Origin of the sequence: Gelidibacter maritimus, from assembly GCF_014062315.1 — a bacterium.
GTDB classification, from domain to species: domain Bacteria; phylum Bacteroidota; class Bacteroidia; order Flavobacteriales; family Flavobacteriaceae; genus Gelidibacter; species Gelidibacter maritimus.
In genome coordinates, this window is sequence record NZ_JACGLT010000019.1 from 1 (window position 1) to 17,427 (window position 17,427).

General features: G+C 37.4%; 18 protein-coding genes. 12 read left to right on the forward strand and 6 right to left on the reverse strand.

The window, feature by feature from the left end:
* Positions 1 to 32: 32 nt before the first annotated feature.
* The 6 genes from H3Z82_RS16970 to porX all read right to left on the reverse strand — a co-directional run bounded on the left by H3Z82_RS16970 (position 33) and on the right by porX (position 4,686).
* On the reverse strand, positions 33 to 953 hold the full coding sequence (locus H3Z82_RS16970) for an ISAon1 family transposase (protein WP_220459144.1): 921 nt from the start codon (positions 951 to 953) through the stop codon (positions 33 to 35).
* A 55-nt stretch (positions 954 to 1,008) separates the two neighbouring features.
* Positions 1,009 to 1,365 (reverse strand): ISAon1 family transposase N-terminal region protein, encoded by a 357-nt coding sequence (locus tag H3Z82_RS19550; protein ID WP_220459145.1) that lies wholly within the window; start codon positions 1,363 to 1,365, stop codon positions 1,009 to 1,011.
* Positions 1,366 to 1,783: 418 nt separating this feature from the next.
* A complete protein-coding gene (locus H3Z82_RS16975) occupies positions 1,784 to 2,335 on the reverse strand; it encodes a hypothetical protein (RefSeq protein WP_235982482.1) in 552 nt (183 codons plus the stop codon).
* Positions 2,277 to 2,420 carry a hypothetical protein gene (locus H3Z82_RS16980; RefSeq protein ID WP_182206700.1) on the reverse strand — a complete coding sequence of 48 codons (144 nt, stop codon included), beginning with the start codon at positions 2,418 to 2,420 and terminating at the stop codon, positions 2,277 to 2,279. Before H3Z82_RS16980 ends, H3Z82_RS16975 begins: the two co-directional genes overlap by 59 nt.
* Before the next feature lie 157 nt (positions 2,421 to 2,577).
* Positions 2,578 to 3,030 (reverse strand): tRNA (adenosine(37)-N6)-threonylcarbamoyltransferase complex ATPase subunit type 1 TsaE, encoded by a 453-nt coding sequence (tsaE, locus tag H3Z82_RS16985; protein WP_182206701.1) that lies wholly within the window; start codon positions 3,028 to 3,030, stop codon positions 2,578 to 2,580.
* A gap of 102 nt (positions 3,031 to 3,132) precedes the next feature.
* Complete coding sequence (gene porX / locus H3Z82_RS16990; RefSeq protein WP_182206702.1) at positions 3,133 to 4,686, reverse strand: T9SS response regulator signal transducer PorX; 1,554 nt, start codon at positions 4,684 to 4,686, stop codon at positions 3,133 to 3,135.
* A 41-nt stretch (positions 4,687 to 4,727) separates the two neighbouring features.
* On the opposite strand from porX, the gene H3Z82_RS16995 reads away from it, so the two are divergent.
* The 12 genes from H3Z82_RS16995 to hisG all read left to right on the forward strand — a co-directional run bounded on the left by H3Z82_RS16995 (position 4,728) and on the right by hisG (position 17,384).
* Positions 4,728 to 5,951, forward strand: coding sequence for an HD domain-containing protein (locus H3Z82_RS16995; protein WP_182206775.1), 1,224 nt, complete (start codon positions 4,728 to 4,730; stop codon positions 5,949 to 5,951).
* Between the two features lie 206 nt (positions 5,952 to 6,157).
* Positions 6,158 to 7,171 (forward strand): UDP-3-O-(3-hydroxymyristoyl)glucosamine N-acyltransferase, encoded by a 1,014-nt coding sequence (lpxD, locus tag H3Z82_RS17000; RefSeq protein ID WP_182206703.1) that lies wholly within the window; start codon positions 6,158 to 6,160, stop codon positions 7,169 to 7,171.
* The gene (locus H3Z82_RS17005; protein ID WP_182206704.1) at positions 7,172 to 8,578 is read left to right on the forward strand and encodes a bifunctional UDP-3-O-[3-hydroxymyristoyl] N-acetylglucosamine deacetylase/3-hydroxyacyl-ACP dehydratase; all 1,407 of its coding nucleotides are present in this window, start codon (positions 7,172 to 7,174) and stop codon (positions 8,576 to 8,578) included.
* Between the two features lie 86 nt (positions 8,579 to 8,664).
* Entirely contained in the window at positions 8,665 to 9,450 is a 786-nt protein-coding gene (gene lpxA, locus H3Z82_RS17010) for an acyl-ACP--UDP-N-acetylglucosamine O-acyltransferase (RefSeq protein ID WP_182206705.1), read from the forward strand.
* A gap of 41 nt (positions 9,451 to 9,491) precedes the next feature.
* Positions 9,492 to 10,058 carry an elongation factor P gene (gene efp, locus H3Z82_RS17015; protein WP_182206706.1) on the forward strand — a complete coding sequence of 189 codons (567 nt, stop codon included), beginning with the start codon at positions 9,492 to 9,494 and terminating at the stop codon, positions 10,056 to 10,058.
* 65 nt (positions 10,059 to 10,123) lie between these two features.
* The gene (locus H3Z82_RS17020) at positions 10,124 to 11,059 is read left to right on the forward strand and encodes a UDP-3-O-(3-hydroxymyristoyl)glucosamine N-acyltransferase (protein WP_182206707.1); all 936 of its coding nucleotides are present in this window, start codon (positions 10,124 to 10,126) and stop codon (positions 11,057 to 11,059) included.
* Complete coding sequence (locus H3Z82_RS17025; protein ID WP_182206708.1) at positions 11,059 to 11,466, forward strand: nuclear transport factor 2 family protein; 408 nt, start codon at positions 11,059 to 11,061, stop codon at positions 11,464 to 11,466. The genes H3Z82_RS17020 and H3Z82_RS17025 overlap by 1 nt, the downstream gene beginning before the upstream one ends.
* A gap of 68 nt (positions 11,467 to 11,534) precedes the next feature.
* On the forward strand, positions 11,535 to 12,407 hold the full coding sequence (gene sucD / locus H3Z82_RS17030) for a succinate--CoA ligase subunit alpha (protein WP_182206709.1): 873 nt from the start codon (positions 11,535 to 11,537) through the stop codon (positions 12,405 to 12,407).
* 150 nt (positions 12,408 to 12,557) lie between these two features.
* Complete coding sequence (gene fabG, locus H3Z82_RS17035; protein WP_182206710.1) at positions 12,558 to 13,304, forward strand: 3-oxoacyl-[acyl-carrier-protein] reductase; 747 nt, start codon at positions 12,558 to 12,560, stop codon at positions 13,302 to 13,304.
* Between the two features lie 48 nt (positions 13,305 to 13,352).
* Complete coding sequence (locus H3Z82_RS17040) at positions 13,353 to 15,386, forward strand: VWA domain-containing protein (RefSeq protein WP_182206711.1); 2,034 nt, start codon at positions 13,353 to 13,355, stop codon at positions 15,384 to 15,386.
* A gap of 21 nt (positions 15,387 to 15,407) precedes the next feature.
* Positions 15,408 to 16,223: a prohibitin family protein gene (locus H3Z82_RS17045; RefSeq protein ID WP_182206712.1), complete on the forward strand. Its 816-nt coding sequence runs from the start codon at positions 15,408 to 15,410 to the stop codon at positions 16,221 to 16,223.
* A gap of 303 nt (positions 16,224 to 16,526) precedes the next feature.
* Positions 16,527 to 17,384: an ATP phosphoribosyltransferase gene (gene hisG / locus H3Z82_RS17050; RefSeq protein ID WP_182206713.1), complete on the forward strand. Its 858-nt coding sequence runs from the start codon at positions 16,527 to 16,529 to the stop codon at positions 17,382 to 17,384.
* Positions 17,385 to 17,427 lie beyond the last annotated feature (43 nt).

Sequence of the window (17,427 nt, forward strand, 5' to 3'; positions counted from 1 at the left end):
GGATCAAGTCAAAAAGTTGTGGGATTTTAGGATTATGCATAAATTGTTGTAAGTCTGTACAGGAAGAATTCCATGTTTCTAACCCCTCTGAACTGCGCTCTAAAAGCTTTTATTTTTGCATTGAACGATTCTGCAGAAGCGTTGGTACTTCTGTTGTCAAAATAGTTCAGTATATTTTGATAATGGATTGACATGGTTCTGGAGATGGTATTAAAGCTTTTAAATGCCGCCTGTCTCACTTTTTCATCCCACTTTGCCAATCTTATGAGAGCCGATGTCTTGTCCTTTGTGTTGTTGAATATCCAGGAAAGGTTCTGACATAATTTATATGCTTTTTCCAGATCGGGATAGCGTGCAAAGAGTATTGCTGCCCTTTTTTGTTGATTATCAGTCCACTTACTGCTTGCTTTGTAAAGTAGATATCTGCTCCTGGCCAATAACTGTTTTAACGTATCCTCATTGGGCAATAACTCCGGAGTGTATTTTGTGGATTTGGTCCTGGCGTTTTCAATGGCGTCATTTTCAGCATCCAGTGCTTCCCACCTGTGCTTGATCCTGATCTCCTGCAGTGCCTCCAGTGCCAGTTTCTGGACATGGAAACGGTCTATGACCAAGGTTGCCTCGGGGAATGATCTTCTAACGATCAGACCCATGTTCCCGGCCATGTCCAAGGTGACTTCCCTGACCGTTCTTCTTTGTTTTAAAGGGATCTGCTGCAATACCCTTATAACATCCTCTGCCTTGGTGCCCCTGACCATGGCCACTATGGCCCCCTTTTTTCCCTGGGCGTTTTTATTGGTCACTATGGTATATAGTTCTCCATTGGAAAAAGCGGTCTCATCAAGGGATAGGTAGCCTCCAAGGTTTTGTGGGAAGAGGAGCCATTGCTTTGCATGCGCTTTCTGGTCCCAGGTCTTAAAATCGCTTAGATAGTCCTTGTACTGCCTTTGCAGGTTCCTGGGACTGACGCCATAGAACTTGGCAACAAGCGATGTGCTCGAGGCATTGTTACTGACGGATCTGTTTTAAAAAAGTAGCAAACTCACTAGTGATCCTAGTTCCTTTTGCTACCAATTGCCAATCTCTGGTTACCACTGTACCCGTGTCCCGGTCAACCCATCTGCGACGTATGATGTGCAGAAAGACGTTCTTTCCACGTATAGGAAAATCCTGAACCGTGGCCTCAGGGAAGAATCCTTTGGAATGAAGCCTAATGCCACTGTGTCCCTCGGGGACGGTGTTCAGTTCCGTAAAATAAAAGTGGAGCTCTTCGCCTTTGACCTCGTGTTTTTTAAGATCAAAATAGGTCACAAGAACTTCGGGGAGTAATAAATTGGCAATAGATAATAGTGAATCTGAGGACATAGAAAATTTTTGTTCCAAAGTTCTTTTATTTTTCCTTACTCCACAACTTTTTGTGTTGACCCCCTTTAATGAGCAACAACTCCCATCTCAGGATCAACGAATTTAATCCTGCCACCCTATAAACCGGACAATAGGACAAACTAAAACACTGTTAATTGTATAATTATCAGTGTTTTTTTGTTTTTAGTGGTATCACTTGATATCATATAATATCAACTAAATGGTGTACAATTCGGTGAACACTTTCTTGCCAAAATTGTCGTGGATTGAAAGGACTTTAAAAACGATTTGACTTTTGTCTTTGTGAAGTTGAAAGTATAGAAATTGAAGATTCTGATAATTTAAGACCTAATTACTTCGGAAAGAATTTTCATACGAACGTTAATAGATAAAGGTTCAAATCAAAGGCTATTGTTCTCTAAAAGTATTCCTTCAGTCTATTCACAAAGCCTTTAGGTCGTATTCTAAATTCATCTTCCAGCTCCTGCATGGTTTTATCTGCATCATTGATTTTATTGAAAACCTTAGCTCTAATTAAGTAGATTGATGGAATAATTATAGCCATAATTGGTAAAAGGTACACTAAATCAAATTCATCCAAAGTTGTATCCTGATAAATGGCTACAATCACTTGGTAAATGTACATTACGATTGGAACTAGTAAAGCATGATACCACCAATGACGGCAGGTAAAGAACCAAACAGTTAGAAAAAGAAGTGTAATTAATTTGCCGGTTAACATCCACATGGCTGTTTGGGCATTTTCATAATAGCCGCTGTGGTAAGTAAATAAGAATGTTTCCCAATCAGCTGTAGGAGGTACGTAATTGTATAAGTAAAATAGAAAGGGAGATCCAGCGATAAAAGTCGCTAGGATACTCCCTAAAAAGAATCTCTTTTTTATACTATTTTTATCCTCCAGCTGGGATTTTGATAGAAGATCTTTTAATTTCAGTTGTCGTTTGTCCATCTAAATTGATAAGATTTGAAGCTTGTGCAGTGAACAACGCACCACCGAAGATTGCTAAGGCAATCATGTACTTTTTTGTTTTCATAATTCAAGGGATTTAATTAATTAATTATTCCAAATGTACCATCAACACTATATAAATCGTGTTAACCAAATGTTAAAACTAATCCCTAAAATCGCTTGAGCATTACGGTTTTCCCGTACTCTTCAAAATTGACGCGGGCTGTGGTTGCACTAATTATTCAATTTATTTTCTGCTTTTTTGCTTTTTGTTTGGTTAAATTAGTATTGGTGCACAATTTTAGACTCCTTGTGCCATCTAAATTTAATTTTATTTCAATCGTATTGAATATTTCAGGAAGTAAATTCCCCAATTTCTCAGGCCATTCAATAAAAATCCATTGGTCATTAAATAAAAACTCTTCTATTCCAAAATTCAGAGCCTCTTCTTCGTCCTTTATTCTGTACAAATCAAAATGATAGATCAAGCCGTCGTTGATTTCATATTCGTTAACAATTGAAAATGTCGGACTGCTCACATTCATTGTACTACCTAATTGTTGTGAAAGCGCTTTTATTAAGGTGGTTTTACCTACGCCCATATCGCCATAAAATAAAAGCGTCTTGGATGTGGTTTCTTGTAATATGGCACTTGCAACAGATTCAATTTCTTCAACAGAATACTTGAACGTCATAATTAGCAAAGATGAATTGGTTTAGGAGGCAATATTACGCATAAAATTCGACAAAAACTAAATAAAATGGTATTTCATCGGGTTTTTAGGTAATACATAGATTTATTTTGGGTTTAGAACTACAAACGGAATAATCATTTCTTCTAACGAAACACCACCATGTTGATAGGTATTCCTGAAATAACTTACATAGTGATTGTAGTTATTCGGGTAAGCCAAAAACAGATCACCTTTAGCAAAAATAAATGAACTGCTCATGGTTATGGAGGGTAGGTGTACGGTTTTTGGATCTTTAACCACAAATACATCTTTTGCTTCATAAGACAGACTGCGTCCAGTTTTATAGCGCAAATTCAAACTGGTATCTCTATCGCCTATGACTTTTGTAGGGTTGTTTACATTAATTGTGCCGTGGTCTGTGGTTAAAATCAACTTAAAGCCCATCTGCTGTGCCTTTTGAATCATTTCCAATAATGGCGAGTTTTTAAACCAACTTACCGTAAGAGAGCGGTAAGCTTTGTCATTTGATGCTAGCTCTTTAACCACATCCATTTCTGTTTTGGAGTGTGAAAGCATGTCCACAAAATTATAAACAATCACGGATAAATCGTTGTTTTTTAATGTTTTGAAATTTTCGACCAGTTTTTTTCCGGTTTGAAGATTCGTGATTTTGTGATATTCAGTTTTTAAATTCTGCAGTCCTAAACGCTTTAGCTGTGCCTCTAAAAATTCGGCCTCATAAAGATTTTTTCCACCATCATCTACATCATTTTTCCAATATTCTGGATGGCGTTTTTCCATCTCACTTGGCATTAATCCTGAAAAAATGGCATTACGGGCATATTGTGTGGCCGTTGGCAATATACTATAAAAGGAGCTTTCTGATGTTTTTTTGTAATAATTGCTCGCAATTGGTTCAAAAGCCTTCCATTGATCATATCGCAAATTGTCAATAACAATTAATAAGGTGGGCTGCTTGTCACTTAATTCGGGTACTATTTTCTTTTTAAACAGGGTATGTGACATGACGGGTGCATCGGCATTATGATCAAACCATTCTGTATAATTTTTCTCAATGAATTTTCCAAACTGAGCATTGGCCTCGGTTTTTTGAGACTCCAAAATTTCAGTCATGCCTACATCTTCAATGTCTTCCAGTTGTAGTTCCCAATAAATTAATTTCTGATATAAATCTGACCACTCTTCATAACTGTTGACCATAGACATATCCATGGCAATTTTTCGGAATTCCTGCTGGTAATTGGACGTTGTTTTTTCCGAAACCAATCTGGAATGGTCCAAGTTCTTTTTTAAGCTCAATAGAATTTGATTGGGGTTCACCGGTTTTATAAGATAATCCGCAATTTTATTCCCGATGGCTTCTTCCATTATATATTCTTCCTCGCTTTTGGTAATCATTACTACAGGCAAATTGGCGCGGCGTTCCTTAATTTCATTCAGTGTTTCCAGACCCGTTAAACCTGGCATGTTTTCATCTAAAAAAACAATGTCAAAATTGGTGTCATCTATGATCTCTAAAGCTTCTGTACCACTTTTGCAAGAGGTGACATTGTAATTCTTTTTCTCTAAAAACAATATATGGGGTTTTAGTAAATCAATTTCGTCGTCAACCCAAAGAATATTTATGTGGTTCATGTATATTTGTTTAAATTATATTAATGATTAAAAACTTAAGTTTGGATAAAGTAAACAAACTCAAAATATTTAACGACCCAATTTACGGATTTATTACCATACCCAATTCGTTAATCTTCGATTTGATTGCCCATAAATACTTTCAAAGGCTGCGTCGGATTTCTCAAATGGGGATGTCTTATTTGGTTTACCCTGGAGCTCACCATACAAGATTTCATCACGCCATGGGCTGTATGCATTTAATGCAAAAGGCGGTCAATGTGCTTCGATTTAAGGGGGTTGACATTTCTGAAGCCGAAGAAAACGGTTTATTGATTGCCATTCTACTTCACGATATTGGCCACGGGCCGTTTAGTCATGCCATGGAACATAGTATTGTTACAGGAATTTCCCATGAGACAATTTCGCTGCTATTCATGGAAAAGTTGAATGAGGAATTTAACGGAAGTTTAACGCTCGCCATCCAAATATTTAAAGGGGAATACCATCGAAATTTTATGGGGCAGTTAATTTCGAGCCAATTGGACATGGATCGTGCGGATTATTTAAAGCGTGATAGTTTTTACACAGGAGTGGCAGAAGGGAACATTAATGCGGAGCGATTAATAACCATGCTCAACGTGGTAAATGATGAGCTGGTGGTTGAAGAAAAAGGAATATATAGTGTTGAAAAATTTCTGGTAGCAAGACGATTGATGTATTGGCAAGTCTATTTGCATAAAACAAGTGTAGTGGCCGAACAGTTGTTGATGCGTGTTTTAAAACGTGCCAAGGAGCTCACCCAAAGCGGAAGAGATCTAAAAGCGAGTAGGGCCTTGTCTTATTTCTTAAACAACGAAATCAACAACTCAAACTTTACAACAGATACTTTAGAAGTTTTCGCCCAATTGGATGATTACGATATTGTATCTAGTATGAAAGAATGGCAATACCATGACGATTTTGTACTAAAAAATCTGTGTGACATGATCATCAACAGAGATTTGCTGAAGGTGAAACTAAAAAACAAGAAACGCAAATTGGACAGCGTGACAGTCCATAAAGAAAACCTGATGCAACGTTATGATATAAGTGAAGAAGAAGCCGATTACTTTGTGTTTACGGGCGAAATTTCCAACCAAGCCTATCAGCTAAAAACCCAGACGATAAACATTTTACATAAATCAGGAAAGATTCAAGATATCGTAAAGGCCTCCGACCAATTGAACTTAAAAGCACTTTCAAAACCCGTGACCAAATATTATATCTGTTATCCGAAGCGATAGGAATAAGGATTTAGGGATATTTAAATATAATAAAGTGTTGTTTAAAGCACAACAGCGTGATTGATAGTGAATGTTTTAAGGTTCAGGATGCAACGCTGTAAAACCAGATGAGAACATTTAGCTCTGTTATCGGTTATACCGGGCTAATCGAAGTAACTTTACAGTAAATAACATTATATGGTACATTTTTTCTATTTTTGCGGTTGATGAAATTTACAGCATTACAAATAGCAGAAATTTTAGAAGGCGAAATCATCGGTAATCCCGATGTTAAAGTCTCGAAACTTTCAAAGATCGAAGAGGGTACTGAGGGGTCGTTGACCTTTATGGCTAACCCTAAGTACAAGGCGCATATCTATTCTACAAAAGCATCGATAACTATTGTCAACAAAACTTTTGAAGCAGAACACGCCATTACCACCACACTCATAAAAGTTGATGATGCTTACAAGTCGTTTTCAAAACTTCTGGAGTATTATAATCAAGGAAAACTCAATAAGTTTGGTGTTGAACAGCCGTCTCATATTGCCAAGACCACAGTATATGGCGAAGACGTGTATATTGGTGCATTTACTTATATTGGAGAAAATGTAACCATAGGAGACAATGTAAAGATATTTCCAAATTGTTATATTGGCGATAACGTAAAAATTGATGATAATTCGGTTTTATATGCCGGTGCTAAAGTATACTCTGATTGTGTTATTGGCAAAAATTGCGTCATTAATTCAGGTGCCATCATTGGTGCCGATGGTTTTGGTTTTTCACCAAATGACAAGGGAGAGTATGCCAAAGTGCCACAAACGGGCAATGTCATTCTAGAAGACTATGTAGATATTGGTGCAGCTACCACAATTGATAGAGCAACATTAGGATCGACAAAAATTAGAAAAGGAGTTAAATTGGATAATCAAATCCAAGTGGCCCATAATGTTGAAATTGGGAGAAACACCGTTATTGCCGCACAAACAGGAATTGCAGGGTCCACTAAAATAGGTGAAAATTGCATTATTGGTGGACAAGTTGGTATTGTAGGTCATATTATCATTGGAAATAATGTAAAAATACAGGCGCAATCGGGAATTGGGAGAAATGTTAAGGATGATGAAGTGCTTCAAGGTTCACCGGCATTCGCTTATGCAGATTACAATAAATCTTACGTGTATTTTAAAAAACTGCCTAAAATCATGAAAGAAATTAATAAAATTGATAAAAAATAAATGGGAATAGTTAAGACAGACATCAAGCAGAAAACCATCCAGAAGAAAGTTTCTTTAAAGGGTGTTGGATTGCATACAGGTAACGATGTAACACTGACATTTTCACCTGCGCCAGTAAATTCTGGATTCGCTTTTAAACGTATGGATCTTGAGGGAACACCTGTCATTGAGGCCATAGCAAGCTTTGTTACCAATACACAACGTGGCACGCGATTAGAAAAAAATGGCGTTGTCATTCAGACATCTGAACATGTATTGGCAGCACTTGTAGGCATGGATATCGATAATGTTATGATAGAAATCGATGCTTCAGAACCTCCAATTATGGATGGCTCATCTAAATTTTTCGTACAGGCACTTGAAGAAGCAGGTATTGAAGAACAAGATGAATTTAGAGAAGAATACGTTGTGACTGACGTAGTCTCTTATATTGACCAAGAGTCTGGCAGCGAAATTATTATTATGCCGGCCAATGAATATCAGGTAACTACTATGGTCGATTTTGGAACTAAAATTTTAGGAACCCAAAACGCAACCTTAAATACCATTCACGATTTTAAAGAAGATATTTCAAATGCGAGAACCTTTAGTTTCTTGCACGAAATAGAAATGCTATTGGAGCATGGACTCATTAAAGGTGGCGATTTAAATAACGCTATTGTTTATGTGGATAAGGAATTATCGCAAGAAACCATGGAAAAGTTAAGAGTCGCTTTTAAAAAGGACGCCATTGCGGTCAAGCCAAACGGTATCCTCGATAACTTAACCTTGCACCATCCCAACGAGGCGGCACGACATAAATTGTTGGACGTGATTGGCGATTTGGCACTGATAGGTATTCCTCTGAGAGGAAAAGTCATTGCCAACAAACCTGGACATTTTATAAACACCCAGTTTGCCAGAAAAATGTTCAATATGATCAGAAATGAAAGAAGAAGTAATGTGCCTGTGGTCGATTTGAATCAGGAGCCTTTAATGGACATCAATCAGATTATGGATATGTTGCCGCACCGACAACCGTTTCTATTGATTGATAAGATATTTGAATTGACAGATTCTGGGGTTATTGGAGTCAAAAATGTAACAATGAACGAACCGTTTTTTGCAGGACATTTCCCTGGAGCACCAGTTATGCCAGGCGTTTTAATTGTAGAAGCAATGGCGCAAACTGGAGGAATTCTTGTATTGAGCACCGTTCCTGATCCGGAAAATTACTTGACATTCTTCATGAAAATTGATAAGGTAAAATTCAAACAGAAAGTGGTTCCAGGAGATACTTTGATCTTTAAATGTGATTTGATTACTCCTATCAGAAGAGGTATTTGTCACATGCAAGGCTATGCTTATGCCAATGGAAAACTATGTGCAGAGGCGGAATTGATGGCGCAAATTTCAAAAATTAAATAGGAGAGAGCAACCATTTAAATTATCGATTAAAATTAGACTAATTGATTTGTCAATTAAAAGAATATAAAAAAAATAAACAAAAGGAAATGAACCAGCCATTAGCATACGTACATCCTGGAGCCAAAATAGCAAAAAATGTTGTGATTGATCCGTTTACAACCATACACAACAATGTGATCATTGGTGATGGAACTTGGATTGGGAGTAACGTAACGATTATGGAAGGGGCTCGCATTGGAAAAAACTGTAATATTTTTCCCGGAGCAGTGATTTCCGCGGTTCCACAAGATTTAAAATTTAAAGACGAAGATACTATTACCGAAATTGGTAATAATGTCACCATTAGAGAATGTGTCACGATCAATAGAGGGACTTCCGACAGGATGAAAACCGTCATTGGAGATAATTGTTTGATCATGGCCTATTGCCATATTGCCCACGATTGCATTATTGGTAATAATTGTATTTTCTCAAATAATAGCACACTTGCCGGACATATTACAGTTGGCGATTATGTAGTTTTGGCCGGAATGACCGCAGTACATCAATTTTGTTCTATAGGTAACCACGCTTTTGTAACTGGTGGATCCTTAGTGCGTAAAGATGTGCCGCCTTTTGTAAAAGCGGCAAGAGAACCTTTGTCTTACGTAGGCATTAATTCGGTAGGCTTAAGACGGCGTGGGTTTTCTTCCGATAAAATCAGAGAGATACAAAATATCTACCGTATTCTTTATCAAAAAAACTACAACAATACCCAAGCTTCTGAAATCATTGAGGCTGAAATGGAAGCTACTCCAGAGCGTGATGAAATCCTACAGTTCATCAAAAACTCTCATAGGGGCATCATGAAGGGTTATTTTAAATCAAATTAAATATTAATTTTTAAAAGGCGTCCACTTTCGTGGGAAATATTATGGCAACAACATCAGACATAAGAAATGGATTGTGCATCAGGTACAATAACGATATTTATAAAATTGTAGAGTTTTTACATGTAAAACCTGGTAAAGGTCCAGCGTTTGTAAGAACTAAGATGAAAAGTGTAACCAGTGGAAAAGTCTTAGAAAATACATTTTCAGCAGGGCATAAAATTGACGAAGTCCGTGTAGAAACACATAAATTTCAGTTTTTATACCATGATGGTGAATTTTATCACTTTATGAATCAGGAAGACTATACGCAAATCCGACTTTTGGAAGCGGCTTTGGATAGACCTGACTTAATGAAAGAAGGCGAAATTGTTACCATCTTAATCAACACTGAAGATGGTATGCCGTTATCAGTGGAGATGCCGGCAAATGTGGTTTTAGAGGTAACGGCTACTGAACCAGGAGTTAAAGGCAATACCGCTACAAATGCAACAAAACCGGCAACTGTTGAGACAGGTGCAGAAGTCAATGTGCCGTTGTTTATAAATGAAGGCGATAAAATCCGCATAGAAACAGAAAAAGGAACTTACAAAGAGCGTATCAAAGAGTAGGTTTCAACCAACAGTCTATAGTTGAAAATTGGTCTGCCGCTTAATCATAAATTAAATAATCGTAAATGAAGTTTCCCAAACCACATACGTTAAAACAAATTGCAGAAATCATCAATACCGCATACGTCGGATCTGATGATTTTCCTGTGTTGGGGATGAATGAGATTCATGTCGTGGAGCCGGGTGACATCGTATTTGTGGACCATCCAAAATACTATGATAAGGCCTTAAAATCTGACGCCACTATTATATTGATCAATAAGGAAGTAGAATGTCCCGAAGGGAAAGCGCTACTTGTCAGCGATGATCCCTTCCGAGATTTCAATAAACTGACCCAATATTTTAAGCCTTTTAAAAGTGCAAATCAGAGCATATCAGACTCCGCTAAAATTGGAAAAAACACCATTATTCAGCCCAATTGTTTTATTGGTCATAACGTGGTTATTGGTGACGATTGCTTGATCCATCCGAATGTTATTATTTACGATGATGCTATAATTGGCAATAATGTGACAATCCACTCCGGTACTGTTTTAGGGGCCAGTGCGTTCTATTATAAGAAGCGTCCTGAAGGATTTGATCAATTGATTTCTGGCGGACGTGTGGTAGTCAAGGACAACGTACATATTGGGGCGCTTTGCACTATTGATAGAGGGGTAACCGGGGATACAATTATTGGTGAAGGCTCTAAATTGGACAACCAAATTCAAATTGGTCACGACACCATTATTGGAAAAAAATGCTTGATTGCTTCTCAAGTCGGAATTGCAGGGTGTGTCATAATTGAAGATGAAGTCACTATATGGGGGCAAGTCGGCAGTACCAGTGCCATTACAATTGGCAGTAAAGCCATCATCCATGCACAAGCTGGAATCAGTAAATCTTTGGAAGGTGGTAAAGTCTATTGGGGAACGCCCGCACAAGAAGCAAAAGCAGAGTTAAAGGACAAAGCTTATGTTAAAAGAATTCCTCAAATTATTGAACAATTAAAAACCAAATAATGTCACCAAAACAAATAGTGAAAAGCTTTTACGAATCAGATCTGGCTAATGATAGCGCAGTAATTGACTCTTATCTTCACAAAGATTGCTTGTTGCACTGGAATAGTAGCACAGGATATCAAGTTTTTGACTACGATGGATTAGATCGATTTTTTAAAAATATTAGGGTCGCTTATCATTCCGTTAGACCTCAAATTAGTCATTTGCTACAAGACGAAAACCAAGTTACCATAAGATACACCCTGTTTGCAAGTACCATTGAAGATCCTGATAATGAAGTGGCTTTGGCTAACTTTATCAGCATCTGGGAAGTAAAGGACAATTTACTTTATAGAGGTTATGAAATCAGCCAAGTGGCCGATGATAATATTGAAAGTTACAAATCATTTTCAGAAATAAAAGTTTAACAAAGGCTTCATAAATGCTGTTAAAAGGATTACTTTTGCGAAGTCTTAAAATTTAAAATATAATATAAATGAGCGTTTTAGTAAATAAAGATTCAAAGATAATAGTTCAGGGCTTTACAGGTAGTGAAGGTAGTTTTCATGCTGAACAAATGATAGAATACGGAACTAACGTTGTTGGGGGTGTAACGCCTGGCAAAGGTGGACAAGTCCATTTGGACAGACCAGTTTTCAATACTGTTGAAGACGCAGTTAAGGAAGCCAAAGCTGACACTTCTATTATTTTTGTACCACCTGCTTTTGCTGCAGATGCCATTATGGAAGCTGCAGATGCTGGTATTAAAGTTATTATATGCATTACAGAAGGAATTCCGGTGGCCGATATGATTAAGGCTGCCAATTATATTAAATCTAAAGACTGTCGCTTAATTGGTCCAAACTGTCCTGGTGTAATTACACCAGGCGAAGCTAAGGTAGGGATTATGCCAGGTTTTGTTTTCAAAAAAGGTAAAGTTGGTATTGTTTCTAAGTCAGGAACCTTGACATATGAAGCTGCCGACCAAGTGGTCAAGCAAGGCCTCGGGATAACAACAGCTATCGGGATTGGTGGCGACCCAATTATCGGAACTACTACAAAACAAGCTGTTGAATTACTGATCAACGATCCGGAAACAGAATGTGTAGTGATGATTGGTGAAATTGGAGGACAATTGGAAGCTGACGCAGCACATTGGTATAAAGAGAGTGGTAGCAAGAAGCCTATTATTGGTTTTATTGCTGGAGAAACTGCGCCTGCAGGACGTACGATGGGCCATGCCGGTGCCATTGTAGGAGGAAGTGATGATACTGCACAAGCCAAAAAGAAAATTATGAGAGCTTGCGGAATTCACGTTGTGGATTCTCCTGCCGAAATTGGTAAAAAAGTTGCCGAAGTAATGGCTTAATTACCAAATAATACATTTTAGAAACCTCGCAATTTTGTGGGGTTTTTTTATTTCAAACAGCATCTTATCCTTATATTTGATAAGAGAATTAACAACCGCAGTCGGATGCCAGAATACAAAAATGGTATGGACTATTAAAAATTTATACGTATGAAGTTATTGGAAGGAAAAACAGCAATCATTACAGGAGCGAGTAGAGGTATCGGTAAAGGTATTGCGCAAGCTTTTGCGGCACATGGTGCTAATGTAGCCTTTACATATAGTTCTTCTGTTGAATCAGCAAAAGCTTTGGAAGAAGAATTGAATGCAATGGGAATTAAAGCCAAGGGCTACCAAAGTAACGCCGCAGATTTTAATGAATCCCAAAAATTAGTGGATGACGTATTGACCGATTTTGAATCCATTGATGTTTTAGTCAATAATGCTGGTATCACAAAAGATAACTTATTAATGCGCTTAACTGAAGAAGATTTTGATAAGGTTATTGAGGTCAACTTAAAATCCGTTTTTAATATGACCAAGGCTGTACAACGTACCATGCTAAAGCAGCGTAAAGGCTCCATCATCAATATGAGTTCCGTTGTAGGTGTAAAAGGCAATGCCGGTCAAACTAATTATGCCGCTTCTAAAGCGGGAATTATCGGATTTTCAAAGTCGGTGGCCTTAGAGTTGGGGTCTCGTAATATTAGAAGCAATGTGGTTGCACCAGGGTTTATAGAAACTGAAATGACGGCTAAATTAGATGAAGCTACAGTAAAAGGTTGGAGAGCAGCAATTCCGTTAAAACGTGGTGGAACACCAGAGGACATTGCAAATACGTGTGTGTTCTTAGCAAGCGATTTAAGTGCGTATATCACCGGACAGACAATCAATGTGGATGGTGGAATGCTAACTTAGATCATTTCCCATCAAAGTGGGAATTGGATGATTGTAACTTCGCATTTAATGCAGACAGAAACCATTTTATACATCATATTAGCTGGAATTATAGCGCTTTCATTAGCGCTTTTTCAGTATATGTATAAGACAAAAAAACGCAAGAGAGTCGATTTTCTATTAGTGTTTTTAAGATTTATAACCCTGTTTTCTGTTTTTCTGCTACTGATCAATCCCAAATTTGATAGCACTACTTATTTCAATGAAAAACCGAACTTGCTTATTGCGGTCGATAATTCAGAATCGGTAAAATATTTGGATCAAGATCAAAAGACGAGAGAATTAGTTGTGCTTTTACAACAGAATAAAGCTTTAAATGAACGGTTCGATATCGCCTTTTTTAGCTTTGGGAAGACTATCAATAGCTTGGACAATTTGAGTTTTGACGAAAAACAAACGAATCCTACTGTTGTTTTTGATCAGTTTTCTCAAGTTTATGGAAATGCCATTGCACCTCTAATTCTAATTTCAGATGGTAATCAGACGTATGGCAATGACTATGAATTTGCCGCCCAAAATTATAAGCAGGCTGTCTATCCTGTTATATTGGGAGATACCACCCAGTATACTGATTTGAAGATTGAACAGCTCAACGTTAATAAATATGCTTATTTAAAGAACAAGTTTCCCGTAGAAATTATTGCAGTTTACAATGGGTCGGAGGAAGTAAGCACTCAATTGACCGTAAGCTCTGGAAACACCATAGTTTATTCTGAGAACTTGACATTTAACCACGAGCAATCCAGCCGACTTGTCAACATGAGTCTACCAGCTAATAGCCCAGGAGTGCACAGCTACAAAGCGGAGTTGAAACCCCTGTCCAACGAGAAAAACACCGTCAACAATATAAAAAACTTTGCTGTAGAGGTCATTGACAGAAAAACCCATGTGGCTATAATCTCTGATATTATGCATCCTGATTTAGGAGCATTAAAAAAGGCAATCGAAAGTAATGAGCAACGGCAAGCCTCCATTATAAAACCTTCTGATTTCACTAATCTATCTGATGACTTTCAACAAGTTATCATATATCAACCAAATCAAAACTTTAAGGAAGTGTATAGTGAAATTGAGTTATTAAACCTAAACACATTTACTATTTTAGGCACTCAAACCAATTGGTTGGAGTTCAATAAGCTCCAACCATATATGCAGCAAACAGTGACCAATCAGTATGAGGATTTCCAACCGTCATTAAATTCCAATTACAGTGTTTTTATTATTGACGATCTCAATTTTTCTGATTTTCCACCCTTACAAACTGAGTTTGGTGCCACAACCTTTTCATTGCCCATTGAGACTATTTTATATAAAACAGTTAGTGGTATTCAACTTAAAGAACCTTTATTATACACTTACGAAGTTGATCAAAAAAGAGCGGCCGTTTTAAATGGTGAAGGTGTCTGGCGTTGGAGGGCGCAAAGCTATTTAGATGAGCAATCGTTTCATGATTTTGATAACTTTATAGGAAAAATTGTTCAATATTTAGATTCAGGACAACAGCGGTCTCGATTAAATATCTCTTATGAGTCATTTTATAATGGCACTGACAATGTAATCCTTACCGCGCAGTTTTTTAATAAAACTTATGAGTTTGATGACACAGCAAATTTGGAGATTACAGTTAAAAATAAAGAAAACGAACAATCCCAAACAGTTCCCTTCATCTTAAAACAAACCAACTTCCAAGTGGATTTAAGTGGTTTGGAGGCTGGTGATTATGAATTCACAGTCAAAACACAGCATGAAAATATATCCCAATCGGGTGAGTTTAAGATTTTAGAATATAATGTGGAACAGCAATTTCTAAATGCAAACGTCTCAAAACTTCAAAACTTGGCCAATCAAAACCAGGGTGTCTCTTATTTTATTGACGATATCGATGCGCTTGTACCGCAGTTATTAAACGATGAAAGGTTTGTGACCATCCAAAAAAGCATTAAAAAAGTTGTACCTTTGCTCGATTGGAAATTTCTACTAGCTTTTATTGCGTTGAGCCTTAGTGCAGAATGGTTTATTAGAAAATACAACGGATTAATTTAACGAAAAAACTATTTATTATTTATGGAAAGATTACCTAAAGTTGCAATACCTGCAATTATTGCAGCCATTGTTTTAATTATAATTCTCGCCAAATCAGCGGTGACGGTAGAGTCAGGGCAGGCAGGCGTATTATATAAAACCTTCGGAGGCGGAGTAGTTACTGATGAACCAGTGCTTGGAGAAGGATTTCATATTATAGCGCCTTGGAACAAAGTATTTATTTATGAAGTAAGACAACAAGAAATTTTAGATAAAATGAGTGTCCTATCCTCAAACGGATTGGATATTAAATTGGAAGCATCCGTTTGGTTCCAACCAGCCTATCAAAACTTAGGAAAATTACACCAAGAAAAAGGGGAAATGTACAAAGAGCGTATCTTGCTCCCGGCCATTCGTTCCGCTGCAAGAAGTGTTGTGGGTAGATATACGCCTGAGCAGTTGTACTCCAGTAAGCGTGATGCCATTCAGCAGGAAATCTTTGAAGAGACCCAAAAATTTGTAGAAGATCAATACATCCAATTGAATGAGGTTTTGGTGCGAGATGTAACCTTGCCACCAACAATCAAAGATGCGATAGAGCGTAAATTGAGACAAGAACAAGAGTCCTTGGAATATGAGTTTAGATTGGTTACGGCATCTAAAGAAGCTGAAAAAGTTATCATCGAGGCACAAGGTAAAGCAGATGCCAACAAAATTTTGAGTGCCTCTTTAACAGAGAAAATCCTTCAAGATAAAGGTATTGAAGCTACAGTAAAGTTGTCTGAATCTAATAATAGCAAAGTGATTGTTATTGGTTCAGGAGATTCCGGATTGCCCATTATATTAGGAAACCAGTAATGCATACTGGAATGCGTGTTTAAAAATTTTTAATAGAAGTATTAGGATTGTAAGATTATTTTTTAAATATTTGTAAAACACAAAATAAGACATGAACTTTATTCAATCACATCATCACCATCATCATATTTGCACTCAAGCGAACTAAGGATGTATTGAATAAAATCAAGATATTTAAAAACCGTTTGAGTAAATCAAGCGGTTTTTTCATTTCTGCAAAAGCGGGAATTTTACTCCAAATAGATTTACTCCGACAAAACTTAAGTTTAATTAAAAAAGACAGCCACTCCCGTGGACACTAAGATGAGTAAATTGAAAATAGCAGTACAGAAATCAGGTCGTTTGCACGACGATTCCATGAAAATCCTCAAGGACGTAGGGATTTCAATAGACAATGGTAAAGATCAGCTTAAAGCCTCAGCCAAAAACTTTCCTTTGGAGGTATTTTATCTTCGTAATGGGGATATTCCACAATATTTACGCGATGGCGTTGTAGATGCGGCTATTATCGGTGAGAATATTTTGGTGGAAAAAGGCGCAGATATTTCCGTTGTAGAAAAATTAGGTTTCTCCACATGTAAAGTGTCCATAGCGGTTCCAAATTCGTTTAAGTATAGCGGTATCAGGGACCTGGATGGCAAACGGATTGCCACATCTTACCCGAATACCGTTCAGAAGTTTCTGGATCAGCATACCATTGATGCCCAATTGCATATTATCAACGGTTCGGTTGAAATTGCACCAAATATCGGTCTTGCTGATGCTATTGTCGATATCGTTTCAAGCGGAAGTACCTTGTTTAAGAATAATCTAAAAGAAGTAGAGGTGTTGTTGACATCTGAAGCGGTTTTAGCGGCATCACCTTTGATTTCCGTTGAGAACGAAGCAGTCTTAAAACGATTGCAATTTCGATTTCAATCGGTACTCAAAGGTCGACAGTCTAAATATGTACTTTTAAATGCACCAAACGATAAACTTGATAAAATTATAAGCGTTCTCCCTGGAATGCGTAGTCCGACCGTGTTGCCTTTGGCACAAGAGGGTTGGAGCTCCATACACTCGGTCATCAATAAGCATGAGTTTTGGGAAGTTATTGACGAATTAAAAGCCAATGGTGCCGAAGGGATTTTAGTTTGCCCTATTGAAAACATGGTTATTTAAGTTATATCGTTACTATATATTCGGAAGTATTAAAAATAATTAA